At 46.6% G+C, this 14,748-nt stretch carries 7 protein-coding genes and 1 riboswitch; of the genes, 2 read left to right on the top strand and 5 right to left on the bottom strand.

Annotation, left to right across the window (positions count from 1 at the left end; translation table 11 throughout):
- The first annotated feature begins 261 nt into the window (after positions 1 to 261).
- Positions 262 to 346, top strand: a riboswitch (cyclic di-GMP riboswitch).
- Between the two features lie 151 nt (positions 347 to 497).
- Both ASL11_RS21250 and ASL11_RS21245 read left to right on the top strand, forming a co-directional pair.
- Entirely contained in the window at positions 498 to 2,240 is a 1,743-nt protein-coding gene (locus ASL11_RS21250) for a methyl-accepting chemotaxis protein (protein WP_056619304.1), read from the top strand.
- A gap of 84 nt (positions 2,241 to 2,324) precedes the next feature.
- Positions 2,325 to 5,387, top strand: a complete 3,063-nt coding sequence (locus ASL11_RS21245) for an amino acid adenylation domain-containing protein (protein ID WP_056619301.1) — start codon at positions 2,325 to 2,327, stop codon at positions 5,385 to 5,387.
- Between the two features lie 248 nt (positions 5,388 to 5,635).
- On the opposite strand, the gene ASL11_RS21240 is transcribed toward ASL11_RS21245, so the two are convergent.
- From ASL11_RS21240 to ASL11_RS21220, 5 genes are read right to left on the bottom strand one after another with little or no spacing between them, the layout of a single operon-like run.
- Entirely contained in the window at positions 5,636 to 8,365 is a 2,730-nt protein-coding gene (locus ASL11_RS21240) for an alpha-mannosidase (RefSeq protein WP_056619298.1), read from the bottom strand.
- A 3-nt stretch (positions 8,366 to 8,368) separates the two neighbouring features.
- Entirely contained in the window at positions 8,369 to 11,482 is a 3,114-nt protein-coding gene (locus tag ASL11_RS21235) for a beta-galactosidase (RefSeq protein ID WP_056619295.1), read from the bottom strand.
- Positions 11,479 to 12,798, bottom strand: coding sequence for a glycoside hydrolase family 125 protein (locus ASL11_RS21230; protein ID WP_056619291.1), 1,320 nt, complete (start codon positions 12,796 to 12,798; stop codon positions 11,479 to 11,481). The genes ASL11_RS21235 and ASL11_RS21230 overlap by 4 nt, the downstream gene beginning before the upstream one ends.
- Before the next feature lie 45 nt (positions 12,799 to 12,843).
- Positions 12,844 to 13,764 carry a carbohydrate ABC transporter permease gene (locus ASL11_RS21225; protein WP_056619289.1) on the bottom strand — a complete coding sequence of 307 codons (921 nt, stop codon included), beginning with the start codon at positions 13,762 to 13,764 and terminating at the stop codon, positions 12,844 to 12,846.
- 29 nt (positions 13,765 to 13,793) lie between these two features.
- Positions 13,794 to 14,732: an ABC transporter permease gene (locus ASL11_RS21220; RefSeq protein ID WP_028553304.1), complete on the bottom strand. Its 939-nt coding sequence runs from the start codon at positions 14,730 to 14,732 to the stop codon at positions 13,794 to 13,796.
- Between the last annotated feature and the right edge of the window lie 16 nt (positions 14,733 to 14,748).

The raw sequence follows: 14,748 nt of genomic DNA, 5'->3' as shown, positions 1-14,748 counted from the left end.
TAGCGTACTTCCTCGCGCAACTTCCGGCAATGAGACATTTTTGTCCAGAGTTATACTATTTTGAGCGGATGCATCTCCATTTGGAGTGACTGATGCAATATACCTATGAAACAAGCCAAATTACGATACTTAAGTATGACCTGAAAGTCGCATATTTCACAATTTGTATACATTTCATATATACATATAGTATTTACAGAAATGTATCGTTAATTTATAATAGTCATAATTTGTAAGAGTAATATTTTGTAAATAAGTTATAACTGTAAAGAGCAAACTTATCGAAAGGTAAGGGCGCAAAGTTATGGGCCTAAAGCTACGAAGCTATGGCTGCCAAACCGCCAGTTTGTGATAGTAAGCCTATCCCGAACCTTTGGGATAGGCTTTTTTATGTCTCTATCACTACGGAGTCTTCAAAAAATGTCGAAGAATGGGGGATATTCACAGAATATAGCGTTTCGTGTCAACAAAAATAGCATCTAAGGAGTGCAGTTAAATTGAAGACCAAGAACTATTTCGGCAAAAATCTTTTATTCTCGATGTTGAATTTGCTAGTCATCGGGGTCGTGCTTATTTCCATCAGCGCTTATTTTCAGAATCAAATTTTAACAGATACGTTGAGAACGCAGACCCATAATATGACATCCGTGTGGGCACAAGGTATAACCTATAAAGACGTCCAGGGTGCACTAAGTGATAAAAGCTATGAAGCAAGCGAGCAGCAACGATTAACCAAGCAATTTGATAGTTACACTGCCTTCAATGCCAATGTAGCGCAAGCTTACATATTTGGGGTTGAGTTAGCGGATGGGAATAAAACATCGTTGATTTCGTTCCCGAGTCACGTTGTTAAAGCTTTTAAAGAAGCAGGTTTGAACATCGGAGATATGTATGAGCAACCGAAAGGGATCGTCAGCGGTTTGAAAACCATGTTGAAAACCAAAACCGAGACCTTCACTTCTTACTATAAAGATGATTACGGCACATGGGTCAGCGTCCTTTACCCAATTATTGACGATAGCGGCAATGTTGCAGCTTACTTTGGCGTGGATGTAGACGCTAAAGTGATTCCCGATGCTCAAAAATCGTTCCTCTTGAGTTCGATCATTTTACTCTTAATCGCCTTGGTGATTTGCAACGGAGCGCAATATTGGGTGGCAAGAAGAACGCTTATGCCGATCAACCAATTAATGCGTGGAATCGAACAAGCCTCTAATGGAAAGTTCAATTTCACATTGGAGGAAAACGGCGGTTTCGGCGAACTAAATAAGAAATTTAATATGATGCTTTCTAATATTCGCGAAATATTATCAAGTATTAAGCAAACAGCTTCAAGTGTATCCGACGCTTCCAACGAACTGTTCAGCATCACTGAAGACAATCGTCACAGCATCGAGTTGATCACAACAGAAATCAGAGACATGAATACGCATGTCGACCAGCAAAAAAATTCTACAGAAGAATGCGGACGATCAGTTGAAGAAATTGCAGCTTCTTTGCAAGTCATCGCTCAAAACGCAACCGAAGTTGCCACTGCTTCTCATGCTATGAAAAATCTATCTGAAGAAGGCAATAAGGCCGCCCAAACGATATCGGATCAAATGGGACGCATCAATACGAACTCGATTTCTACCGCAGGTACAATCAAGCTCCTTGAATCGAAATCAGAAGAGATTGGTAGTATTCTCAACCTCATTAAGGACTTAACTGCTCAAACCAACCTACTGGCATTAAACGCAAGTATTGAAGCTGCTCGAGCTGGCGAACATGGCAGAGGGTTCGCAGTTGTAGCTGCTGAGGTACGTAAGCTTGCCGATCAATCGAAAAATTCGACAAGTCAGATTGAAACGCTTGTTGCCGACATTCAATCAGAGACTCACAACACAGCTACATTCGTGACACAAGGTACCAATGAAACCAAAAAAGGATTGGAAATTGCCAAAAGCACAGGAGAATCCTTTACTAATATTTTGGATGCCTCGCAGGTCGTATCGAATCAAGTTATCGATATTTCATCCGCTACACAAGAAATGTCTGCAAGTACAGAGCAAGTGACTGCCATGATGGGTGAATTGGGAGGAATATCCAGGAAAACAGCGCACAGTACTAACAAAATTATGGAATCAGTTCTGACTCAGGAATCATCCTTACAAAGCATTTCTACTTTCGCCAGCAAGCTCTCAACGGTTGCTGAGGAATTGAGCAATATGGTAGGCAAGTTTGATATAGAGATGAAATAAACGGATAGGAATTCCGGATTACATGGCGGTTGTCGCCCTGTAATCCGTTCCAATAAGATAATTCACATATAGAGGAGAGAGACCATGCTGAATCTCGTCAAAGAAAAAAAGTCCATCTACAGTGAAATCAACCATACGGACGAAGCCTACCCAGAAACAGAAACGATATCCTCCATCTTTCGGCGCGTAGCAACGAGATATGCAAGTAAAGCAGCAATCTCCCATGGTGACATTGAAATTCTTTATGCCGATCTGTTCACAAAGAGTTCTCAGGTTGCGAACGCTTTGACCAATGCCGGCTGCCGTAAAGGCGATTTTGTCGGTATTTATATGGAGCGCAGCCCCGAAACCGTTATCTCCATTCTTGGAGTATTGCGTATGGGCGGTATTTATGTCCCTATTGACCCGGAGCATCCTATTGAACGCAATCGGTATATCGTACAAAACGCTAGTTGCAAACAATTGATCATCAAGAAGAACCACGTGGAAACTGCTGCAGAGTTATGTCTTTCCTTAGGTGTCGATACCCCGATTTCGATAGAAAACTGTTTTTCAAACAGCGCAACCAGCTTCGAGGATGCGAACATCACTCCGGATGATTTGGCTTATGTGATTTACACTTCCGGCTCCACCGGAAATCCGAAAGGTACGCTGATTGCTCACAGAGGCGTTGTAAATCTTTCGAATACGTTCACCAACAAATTGGAGATTTCGAGCGCAGATGTGCTTACTCAGTTTTCTACATTTAGTTTTGACGCCTCTATTTTAGATACGTTCAACTGCTTGCTCAACGGTGCAACGCTTGCTATTTTAACGAAGGAAGAGCAATTGACACCTGATCTTTTTTTGTCACTTCTTGAAAGCAAAAAAATTACTATCATTGGTTGTATTCCCACATCTGTATTCAATCGACTATCTGAGACAACAATTTCCAATCCTAAATCAAAGTGGCAGACGGTAAGAAACATTACCGTAGGTGGGGAAGCACTTCTCTCCGACCATGTACGCAAGTTCCAAGACAAGTTTGGCATGGATACCGTCATTTTTAATGCTTATGGACCAACAGAGTGCACTGTCGTTACAACTACATTCAAGATAACTGACTATTGGAACAGCAATTCGATAACTGTCCCTATCGGCTCCCCTATCGGCAATTATAAGATTTATGTTGTTAAAGCTGACGGGACGCTTGCGGTAGTCGGCGAAGAAGGAGAGCTTTTCATTGAAACCTTTGCCCTTGCCAAAGGATATTTGAATCTCCCTGACAAAACGAACGAAGTTTTCATTACGAACCCGTTCAGCAGCGCTCCTAACTCCAAGGTTTATAAATCGGGCGATATCGTCAAAGTGCTATCCGATGGCAATCTCGAATTTCAATATCGTAAAGATGGGCAATTAAAACTACGTGGCTTCCGCATTGAAATTGGCGAAATTGAGAACGCTTTGTCCAAGCATCCTTCCGTTCTCGATGCAGCCGTAGTGGCTATCCAAGAGAACAATACGGTAAAGCATCTTTCCTGCTTTTACTCTACAAAATCCGATGTATCCAGCACTGAGCTGCGTGAGCATATCAAATCTTACGTCCCCTATTATATGATTCCAAGCTTTTTCTATAACCTACAGGAAATACCGCTCTCTCCTACAGGTAAAGTAGACAGGAAGAAGCTACTCGCCATGGATAATATCGATTTTGCAGAAACGAATAGTCCTTATGAAGAGCCAACTGGCGAATTAGAGCATGCCATTGCATCGCTATGGTCTAAAATTCTAGGACTTGCGCGAGTCGGTCGCAACGAAAGTTTCTTCGAGATTGGCGGAGACTCTCTAGGTGTTATGGCGGTTTTATCACGTTTAAAACAGGATTACCTCAACTTGCGGATGAATGATTTGTATCAGCATCCAACAGTGAAAGATTTGGCTGCCTATATATCTACATTACCCAATAATACTGACGAAGTTGAAGAAACATCCTTCACCGAGTACATGCTACTTAAAGAGCTGCCCATACTTCCAAAGGCGCATATTAATGCCCAAAACGGTTTAGGTTCGGACATTTTGTTAACTGGGGCAACCGGATATTTGGGTTCACATTTGATATATGAGCTGTTGACAACCACTGATGCCAACCTCCACCTACTGGTTCGTCCCAAATTTGGTCATAACGGGATTGCTCGGGTTTGGGAAACCTTGGACTCCTATTGGGGGCAAAAGTTTTTTGCCAAGTATACGAATAGGATTTTCGTGCTCGAGGGTGATTTAGCGAATGCTGACTTAGGCTTGGGCGCCGAAGAACGAAAGGTTGTTTCTACTAAAATTACTTCTATTATCCATGCTGGTGCGGATGTTAGACATTTTGGCAGTATGGATGATTTCCATGCAACCAATGTGATTGGCACTCAAAACCTGCTGAAATTGGTATACGATAGGCCAACTGTCCCCTTCCACTTTATTTCTACAATAGGAATACCAGAAGATATGGCATCATCAGGATATTGGGAAACGGTATCGCAAAATTTCCAGGAGTTTTATAGCTTGAAATTGGATAATGTATATACAAACAGTAAACTTTTAGCAGAAAAATGTGTCGTTGAAGCCATTAGTGCGGGGCTGCCATGTTCGATATATCGAGCAGGCAATTTGTCGTGCCACAGTGTGACCGGTCGCTTTCAAAAAAATATACATGAAAACTATTTCTATCGTATGATCAAGGCATTCTTGCTTCTAGGTAAAGCGCCAATCGTAGACGCATATATGGATATCTCTCCCATAGACTTTGCAAGCAGCTTTATGGTTTCCTTAATGAAGCAGCGAACATTCGGTGAAATCTACCACATTTGCAACCCGGTTCAAGAACATTATGATGCATTCATTGAAGCGCTGAGAGAACTAGGATATGCTATTGACCTAATACCGCAAAAAGAGTTTGAAAAGTGGGTCATTACAGTAGGCAACAACATCAGTAAGGAAGCTGTTCAATTAGCCATTCCATTATTGGAAGGCGACGGGGTTAGAACTTCACCGTACCTTTATAGCTGCGAGAGCTCCATTCAGAATGCTAGTTCCTTAACTCCCTTGCCAAGCTTGAGAACATTGGTAGCCGCATTGGTCGAACATGCAGTCGATCGTGGATATTTCCCCAAACCGTAGAACCTAACATCTGAGGCCTCTGGGCAAGCCAGCATACTGAATAACGGATAGACAAGTTGAATGTTAGTAGGGGCAGACAAATTTTTCAATTTGATCTGCCCCTTTAACTAAACATTCTCCAACAACTGCCCAAAAGCTAGCTAGCTAAACAAATATGGAGGAAACATTGCTCCCCCTTGAACAACAAAAAAATGCCTGCAAAGACCAGATTAGCCTAAGCTAATCTGGTCTTTGCAAGCTGACTATGACTACCGCTGAATCCCGATTGTCACGATCTCACAGGGGCCTACTGGCAACGTCAAGCCGCCGTCTGCCTTCACGGCCAAACGCTCGCCTTGTATCTCCAAGATCGTGCTCTTATAGAAATTCCGCTGCGGAAGTTGCGTGCTGACCTTAACCTCCGCATGCTGTGAACGCATGTTGTACCAACGAAGCAGCACATCACCTGATGCTTCATTCATTTTCATCGAGGATAAAGCCAGACCCTCACCTTCCCATTGGAAAGGAGCAAATGTCGATGCGATTCGGCCATAATGGATGCCGGTTTGTGCCACTGTCCAAGGAATTTGGAACTGGTATGCAGCCGTATAGGCTTCATATTTGTCGCCATCACCAGTATGCGGGAAGATCGCCAATCGAACCGTATGTTCACCCAGACACTGCGCCTCCGGAGTCGGAAACAAGCCCCAATCGCCGAGTTCGCCAACCGCGCGCAGAAGCGTTACCGCAATCGTATTCCGCCCATCGCGCAGAACCTCGTATTCGTTCAATCCGAGATTGGCAACAACCAAGCCCGCTCCCGCTTCGCTAACATCAACGAATGCCTGCTGATGCTGGGTATTGCTTGGGTTTTCCCACTCTGCGGCTGGCGTATTATCGCGCTGCACGACTTCAAACATCGAATCAACATGATGCGTTTGCGCCGTCATATCGGTTGGGAACAACATTCGCAGACGATGATCTTTCGCCTGATTGTTGAAGGATGGCTCGATCTCTACCCCTTGTCCGCTCCGGCTCAAGCTAACCACGGTGCGGATCCGCATCGAAATCATGCGCGTTGAACGTTGTGCTTTGCGATGCGGATAGTACACTAAGTCACGTTGTTCAACGTCCAGCATATCATCTCCTGACGCAGGAATTTCCCAATCATGGACGATTTCGATGGAAGCTTGGTAGGCCGTATCTTGGAGCACACGGATTTGAGCTTGCAATCCGCTCGTTGTCAATGGTTTTTCGCCATCTGGTTGGCGGAACATATACTCGTTGCCAATATCTCCGGTATTCTCGTACACACCCAAATCCCGGTACGTGCGGCCGTTCTTCTTATCCGTCAGCGTGAATGAACCGTTATCCGCGATTTCAATCTTGATCGCTGCATTTTCCATGACCCGCTCATTTGTGAATAACGAGGAATCGGCTAGTTCTGTTTCCCTCTTCACCCAAGCGTAAGTTTTCAAGCCTAGTGCCGGCACCTTATCTGCTTCAAAAGTCAATCTTACTTTTCGGCACATATACGGCTGACGGAACTTGTCGTCCGGCAAATCGTATCCGAATTGCAAGCCGAGATCCTCGACTGTGCATGGCAGAGGCTGAGAAGACGCATCCACGAGCGCTCGTCCTGTAATATCTGCCGCTTTGGCAAAAGCGCTTGCTTCTTCAAGCGTATAACCATCTCGGAAATAAAGGCGTAAAGCATCGATCTCGATACTGACAACCCCCGAGCGTTCCCAACCCGACGTATTAAACACGACTACAGGCAGAGCGCCTTCTCCTGCCAGCGTAAAGTCAGTTGTATCGATTGCGTCCGCAATGGCTTGCTTGCTGTCATCGATAATGGCTTCAGCAACATGGCGGCTCTTATCGAAGCGTGTGACCATTTCACGGTGCACTTCATCCACGGAGCAGCCGCAGATGCTGTCATGCGGATGGTTTTGCATTAAGGTTTTCCACGCATATGTGAATAGATGATGCGGGTACTTCTCCCCGACTTTGAGGACATGGGCGAATGCCGCCAGCGGCTCAGCCACTTTCTCCAACATCGCTTGTCCCAGCTGATTCATCTGCTTCAAATACACACGCGCGGAAGCGGTATTGACGAGCGTAGACCATCCGTCCGTCCGCTGGCTGCGCAGCTCGCCTTTGACTGTCGAAAGCTCCTGCTTGCCTGAACGCTGAACGGCCGCCAAATAATCGTTAAAATTCGAATGTACAAAGGTTGTATCCGGGAAAAGCTCACTCGCAGCTTGAATCGCTTCCGGAAGATCCAACTGAACAGGCTGATGATCGCAGCCATTCATGAAGAGCAGTTCGCCTGTGGATGCATATTTCTCAGCATCCGCCAGTTTGCGTCCCCAATAAGCTTTTGCTTCTTCCTTATCAACCGGGATCTCATTGCCGTTGGAATACCAGTTGGCAAAAAGAATGCCCAGCACCTGGGAACCATCTGGCCCCTCCCAAATCAGCTCCGAGAAAGAGGATTCAAAGTCACCATCCGAAACTGTGTTGTTGAAACCTGTCGGCTTCACACCTCGACCGAATAAGGCATTCGTGATGCCGGACTGCTGCATCAATTGCGGTGTCTGCCCGACTAAGCCGAATGTGTCGGGAAAATAGCCGATTTTAGAAACATCGCCATACGCTTTCGCATCTTGATGTCCAATCTGCATATTGCGGACATTGGCTTCGCCGCTCGTCAAGAAGGCATCCTGTAAAATATACCAAGGTCCAATGAGGATGCGACCATCCCGAATTAGTTTGCTTAGGCGATCCTTTTTCTCGGGTCTGACCTGCAAGTAATCCTCCAGAATAATCGTCTGGCCGTCCAGAAAGAAACTGCGATAATTTGCATCTTGATCCATTTTATCTAATAACGTATCTACGAGTTTAACTAGACGCACATGGTGCTTTTCATAAGGTAGGTACCACTCCCGATCCCAGTGGGTATGGGAAATGATATGAGCTGTTCGCTTGGTACTCATGGGTTAGCTCCTTTCAATATGGACTTCATCTGGGCGGTAAATGGAAATCACTTGCCCTTGCCGATCTGCGGCAAAGAGCACGGAACGATCTTTCTCCAATGTAAAAGCATACGTTGTCTCACTATCGGTATCTCGAACTTTAACCGTCACATCCCAGGCAAATTCGGAGACAAATACGTACAAGAAACCGCCCTTGAAACGAAGCTTCCTTCCGTAAATCCCCGCGATATCGCCTTGAAGCCACTGCAATCCGCTGCTGCAACCCGCTTTATTTACTGCGTATCGGTATAGCGCCTCTACAGTATCCATCCGATCGTTTATTTCCACTGGCAGCGGACTCCATATCAATCGGCCATTGCCTAAAGGAAGATCAACAACGCGATCTCCGCCAGCACTTGGCTTCGCTTCCGAACTTCCAAGTCGTACTTCTTTCAACGTTTCAGCAATTCGGCGTCGCCCATAGGAAACAGGGTGCAAAGTGCCTTCCAGCTCAAGCATTTCTTCACGGCGCACATTATGAAGTTCTGCATCACCAAGCTCCTCGAGGAGTCGCGGCTTTTGCTTCCAGTATGCGTCGAGACTGATTGGACCTGTAGCCAATAATGTCGCACCCGTGCTCTTCACAATATCGATCAGCTTTATCCATGCTTGTTCATCCAAATTATGCGCGCTTGGAAGCAAAATCAGCTTCGCCGGTTGATGCTCCAGCATCTCCAAATGATATTCCGATGCCGCGCGGAACGGCAGTTTCATCTTATATGACAGCACACGCGTCATAGCCGTCGTGGCATCGAACGCCAATTTCCGGTTGGAGAAATCGTTGGAATAAGGGAATACAGCCACGATATCTTCTAGATCCCGCTCCTGGAAAAGATCTCTGATCTCGGCCATAAATCGGCCGAATTCATACGAAACATCCGCTTCCGGTTTCTCTGTACCATCGGCACGAAGTGCTCCGATATGCGACTCGTTCGCGTTATCCATATAGAAATTGGTGTTCCAAATCCAATGAATCGCTCCTGCGCCTCCGGTTGCAAAGGCGTAAGCATATTTACGCTCCAACATGCTGCGCAGCTCGATCTCCGAACGTTTTGCACGTCCATCCGGGGTCTCTACGTACATAATGCCAGTCTCTTGAATGACATTCGGTTTATTGGCAGTTTTGGCAAAGATGCCATCCCAAACGAGGTTATCGTTCAACCACCACGAATGGACCGTTGTGTAATCTACCGCTTCTTCGTAGAAAAGCGGTGAAGGCCGCTGAGCGCCAAGCGCTTCATCCTGGCCGACGACAACGAGATGTTCAGGCACAATCTCTTTGATTGTGTCATACAGCTGTTTGGCCCACTGGTTGTGCATCTCCATCGAGAATAGGCAGTAATCGAGCCAGCGTGTCCCCTTTTTCGCCCGGTGCATGTCCTGCACGTCAAAATTGATGTCTGCCGCCTCCGGAATGACAGCCGCTTCATAAGTCGGAAGCTGCACAGGCGTCATATTCCAGAGTTCTTGCAGTAGTTCAATGCTCTCATGCCGCTGCTTGAGCCACGCAATGAAAGCTTCTTTCTCATATTTGTCCCGACTGGAACGAGGGCCATCCGAGAAAATCTGAGCGGGATCGAACATCGATGGCTCGTTGATCAAGTCCCAATCCACATGGGTTGTCGCCTGATGTCGGGAAACGATGGAGCGAATAAACCGCTTCTGAGCTTCCACACTTTGCGGATCGAGATAGGGATTAACCCCTTCCCAAGTTTCTGGTGTGAAAGAGAAGAAGGTGAACGTGACCTGCAGTTGATGCTTCTTGGCCGTCAGGAGGAACGCATCGATGGCTCTCAATACTTCTTCCGAAGCATGGCCATCCACCTGCATGATATTGCGGTAGGCGGTCCAAATGCCCGTACGAATCCAATTAATGCCTGCTTTGGCCATTTGGGCCATATCTCGATCCCAGACATCGCTATTCGGCAGGAATAAGAATTTGCGAGCCACATCAGACGTCATGTACGTCATGCCAACTACGGGCAGTGGACGACCATCTTTGATGAAATAATCGCGTCCGCAAGTGATTGGCTGACCTTCTGCGAGAAGCCCTGCATCGTTCCCCCAAAAACCTTGACGAAGTATACGCAGCTCGCCATCCTCTGAGTCTGCCTTGCACGTTACGCGATACAAACCGCGCTCTATATTCATCGGTACCGGAATGCGTACCACATTGAATTCCTTGTTAACTTGAACAGTTAGACGATGCGTCCAAACATCCTGTGTCCCTTTGTCATGCTCGACCCGAAGATCCAGTGTCCACGCCTTAACTGCAGCTTTATCTCCGATATGTTGTGTCTGAATCGTCAGCATCGCATGTTCGCCAGGTTCATAGCTGGCATAATTCGGCTTGATCCACAGTTCGGTCACACCGCTCGCACAGAATTTCGCCCACTGGGCCAAACTCTCCGCACCGCCTTCGCTCCAGAACGAGGGACTCAGCGGCACATTGACGAACAGCCAACGTGAACCGATAAACGCACCGCGTGAATTCTCCCATAGAACGACAGGCGCCGCTACTTCGCGGCCTGTCTTGCCGAGGCTTTTCAGCAGCGGATAAATCTGTGTGCTCATCGTACCCGCCGCGCCCATCTGATGGGGCAAATCACTGTCGCGCGTCGTATGCGGCACCATATTCCATGTATCGGCAAGCGCGAATAGGGATTCTTGCCCTTCCAACAGCGGTAACGTTTCCGACGTGATATAGGAACGGATTGGCGTACCTTCAACGCGCAGAATTTCATGAATATGCAGCTGCTGGTGATAGCCCGTCTGCTCAGATTCCACATGCCAATTCTCATCTTCCCAGCGGACAGGACGCTTGAAAGCTGCGCCGCCAACACTCAGGAGGCCGCCGCCGCGCTGCAAGAACGCTAGGATATCAGGCCACGCCGCTTTCGGAAAATACGGCGCATGCAGATTGACGAAACAACCGCCTGCTGCTGATCTTAGCGCCTCTCCAAGTGCATGGGCACCTACCACAACTGCCCCTTGCGCCGTCAATTGCGCGATGGGCACATCGCTCCACGAACTGCTCGGGAATCCGGGTTCATGGAAGATAAGGACTGGACGACTCATAGAAGACCATCCTTCATCGCTTGATAAACTAATTGTGAGAACAGGCTGTTCGACCACGCAAACCACTTCCGCGTGAAAATCGTTGGGTCATCGACGTGAAACCCTTCATGCATGAATCCCGTATCTGCATCTGTCGCTTCCAGCATCGCGATCATCTCCAGCTTCTCTTCCGCCGTCGATGCCGTAATACCTTGCATGGACAGAGCCATATGCCAAATGTAGTCGTCCGGCGTATGCGGACTGCCGATTCCTCGAGCCACCTTGCCTTCGAAATAGAACGGGTTCTCTTTGCTAAGCGCAAAGCGTCTTGTATTTTGATAAATAGGATCGTCCGCGGTCACATAGCCCAAGTAAGGAATCGACATAAGACCCGGCGTCCCGGCATCATCCATCAGACAGTGATTGCCGAAACCGTCCGTTTCATACGCATAAATGGGACCAAATGTCGGATGACGATAAATCCCATACAATTGTATGCCATGGTCAATGTCCGCTTCGAGCGCTTTGAGTTGTGCGAGGAAATCCATGTCCCGGAACACCCATTCCGCGAATTCTTGCATATGGCGAAGAGCGACTACCGCGAACATATTTGCTGGAATATTGTAATGAAAGTCACACGCATCGTCACTAGAACGGAAGCCTGACCACACCATCCCCGTATAATTCACTGGCATGCCCAAGCCGTTATTACGTAGAGAATCGGTTGGTATCCCGTTATTGCGGGTAAAGCGGTAAGGCGACTTTTCAAAATGATGCTGCTCGGTTAGGAACAACTCATAAATCTTAACCATCGCTGCTTTAAAGCCAGCATCAAAGATATCCGTCAATTCGGTTTCCTTCCAATATGCATAAGCCAGACGCATCGAAAAGCACAAGGAATCGAGCTCAAATTTGCGCTCCCATACCCATGGCGACATCTCCGTTTGGTCTGCTTTGTTCCAATGCCAGTCATTGGCCGACTCATTAAACGCATTTGCATACGGATCAATATGAATGTACTGCATATGACGTTTAATTAATCCGCTAATGATGCGTTGAAGATCCCTATCTTCTTTGGCAAAAGGCACGTAATGCATGACCTGTTCGACAGAATCACGCAGCCAGGACGCCGGAATATCTCCAGTGATGACAAACGTGGTGCCATCTGGCATCAGCTTGGTTGTTGTTTCTAATGTATTCGGAAAACAATTTTTAAATAATTGCAGGAGTTTAGGACGATGCGCCAGCTTTTCTTCGGCTTCCAACAAGACATCTTGTATGGCTTGTGGCAGTTCCAGCTTGGGCATCGGAATTTTGGGCAGTCTGAATTGTTCCACGGTAAATCCTCCACATTTCTATAATCTACGAAGTTGGTTAGGGCACTACTCTTTTACAGCACCAATCGTCAAGCCTTGTATAAAATAACGCTGGAAGAACGGATATGCGAATATAATCGGTCCCGTCGCAAGCACAACCATCGCCATCCGCGAAGTATCCTGCGGCAGCGATTGTAGCAAACCTATACCAACTGACGGGTTGCTCGTGTTCTGAAGCAGGAACTGCATGCTGTTCTCAATCCGCATCAGCATCGATTGCAGCGGCACCAAGTTCGGCGTGTCGATGTACAGCAGCGCATTGAACCAATCATTCCAGTACCCCAAGGTACTGAATAACCCGATCGTTGCGAGCCCAGGCAGGGACAGCGGCAACACGAGCTTGACGAATATGCCGAATTCGCCGGCTCCGTCCATTTTGCCCGATTCAATAATGGCATCCGGTACAGATGTACTAAAGAAAGTACGCATAATCATGATATAGAAGGCGTTACCCGCTAATGGCAGAACCAAAGCCCACAAGGAGTCCTTGAGTCCGAGCAATTGCGTCATGACAATATAAGTCGGCACAAGTCCACCGTTGAAGAGCATCGTAAAAAAGGCGAAAAAGCCGAAGAAATTCCGGAATTTAAAGCTCTTCCGAGAAATCGCATAGGCGAATGTAGCGGTCAGAATCAAGCTGACAAGCGTACCTACAACCGTTACAAGGATTGTGACCCCATAAGACATCAACAATTGATCGCCTGCTTTGAAGAGATAACGGTACGCTTCCAGGCTCCATTTCTCCGGGAAGATGCTATATCCGTTCGTATTCAAAGATTTCTCATCCGTGAACGAAATAATCGTCACAAACAGAAACGGAAACACACAGGCAATGGTAAAAAGACCCGCGGCTAAATGGGCGAACACATTCAAAAGTGGCGGCAATTTATGAAAGTCTTGTTTTTTCATCGCTTTGACAGCATTCATAATCAGTTCCTCCTTTCCTCAATCCTCAGTTAAAAGAGTGCATTGTCTTTATCAAATTTTCTAACGACATAGTTCGAAGTCATCACGAGAATGAAACCGATCACGGACTGATACAAACCAGCCGCTGTACTCATCCCGATTTCTCCTGTAGATTTAAGGCCGCGGTATACGTACGTATCGATAACATTGGTTACGGAGTATAACGTCCCGGAATCTCTAGGCACTTGCAGGAACAGTCCGAAGTCTGCATAAAAAATTCGTCCGATCGCGAGCAGCGTCAGAATCGTCATTAACGGTTTTAACATCGGGAAGGTAATGTTGCGGATCTGCTGCCATTTGCTCGCGCCGTCAATCATGGCTGCTTCATAAAGCGATTTATCGATCCCCATGATCGCCGCCAAATACACAACAGAGCTATAACCGACTGATTTCCAGAGGTAAACGAGAATAATAATCAGCGGCCAATACGTCTTGTCGTTGTACCAACGAATCGGATCCACGCCAAACCAGGGAAGTATATGATTAAGCATTCCTTTATCCACACTTAGGAAACTGAATACGAAATAGCCAACGATGACCCAAGATAAGAAATAGGGCATGAACATACCTGTTTGATAAAGCTTAGCAAGCTTTTTATTCGTAATTTCGGATAACACAATGGCAAGTCCAACGGACAGCACCAGACCTGCAATAATGAACACAATATTGTATAACAGCGTGTTGCGCGTAATGATATAAGCGTCGTTCGTACTAAATAGGAATTTGAAATTCTGTAAGCCAACCCACTTGCTCTCCACAATACTTGCCCAAAAACCATCACGGCTGTAACGGTACTGCTTGAAAGCAATGACCATGCCTGCCATCGGTAAATAAGAGAAGAACAGGAACCAAAGTGTTGCTGGTAATGCCATGAGCAGCAGCACTCTGCTTTGTTTAACATCTTTGAAAAAAGTTCCTATTCTGTTCATACAATCACCCCTCCGC

This window comes from Paenibacillus sp. Soil750 (assembly GCF_001428045.1).
GTDB lineage: Bacteria > Bacillota > Bacilli > Paenibacillales > NBRC-103111 > Paenibacillus_E > Paenibacillus_E allorhizoplanae.
This window is presented reverse-complemented; position numbering and strand designations above follow the sequence as displayed.

Coding starts and splice junctions, on each gene's coding strand:
- ASL11_RS21245 (WP_056619301.1), top strand. CDS start 2,325: ATGCTGAATCTCGTCAAAGAAAAAAAGTCCATCTACAGTGAAATCAAC.
- ASL11_RS21240 (WP_056619298.1), bottom strand. CDS start 8,365: ATGAGTACCAAGCGAACAGCTCATATCATTTCCCATACCCACTGGGAT.
- ASL11_RS21235 (WP_056619295.1), bottom strand. CDS start 11,482: ATGAGTCGTCCAGTCCTTATCTTCCATGAACCCGGATTCCCGAGCAGT.
- ASL11_RS21225 (WP_056619289.1), bottom strand. CDS start 13,764: ATGAATGCTGTCAAAGCGATGAAAAAACAAGACTTTCATAAATTGCCG.
- ASL11_RS21220 (WP_028553304.1), bottom strand. CDS start 14,732: ATGAACAGAATAGGAACTTTTTTCAAAGATGTTAAACAAAGCAGAGTG.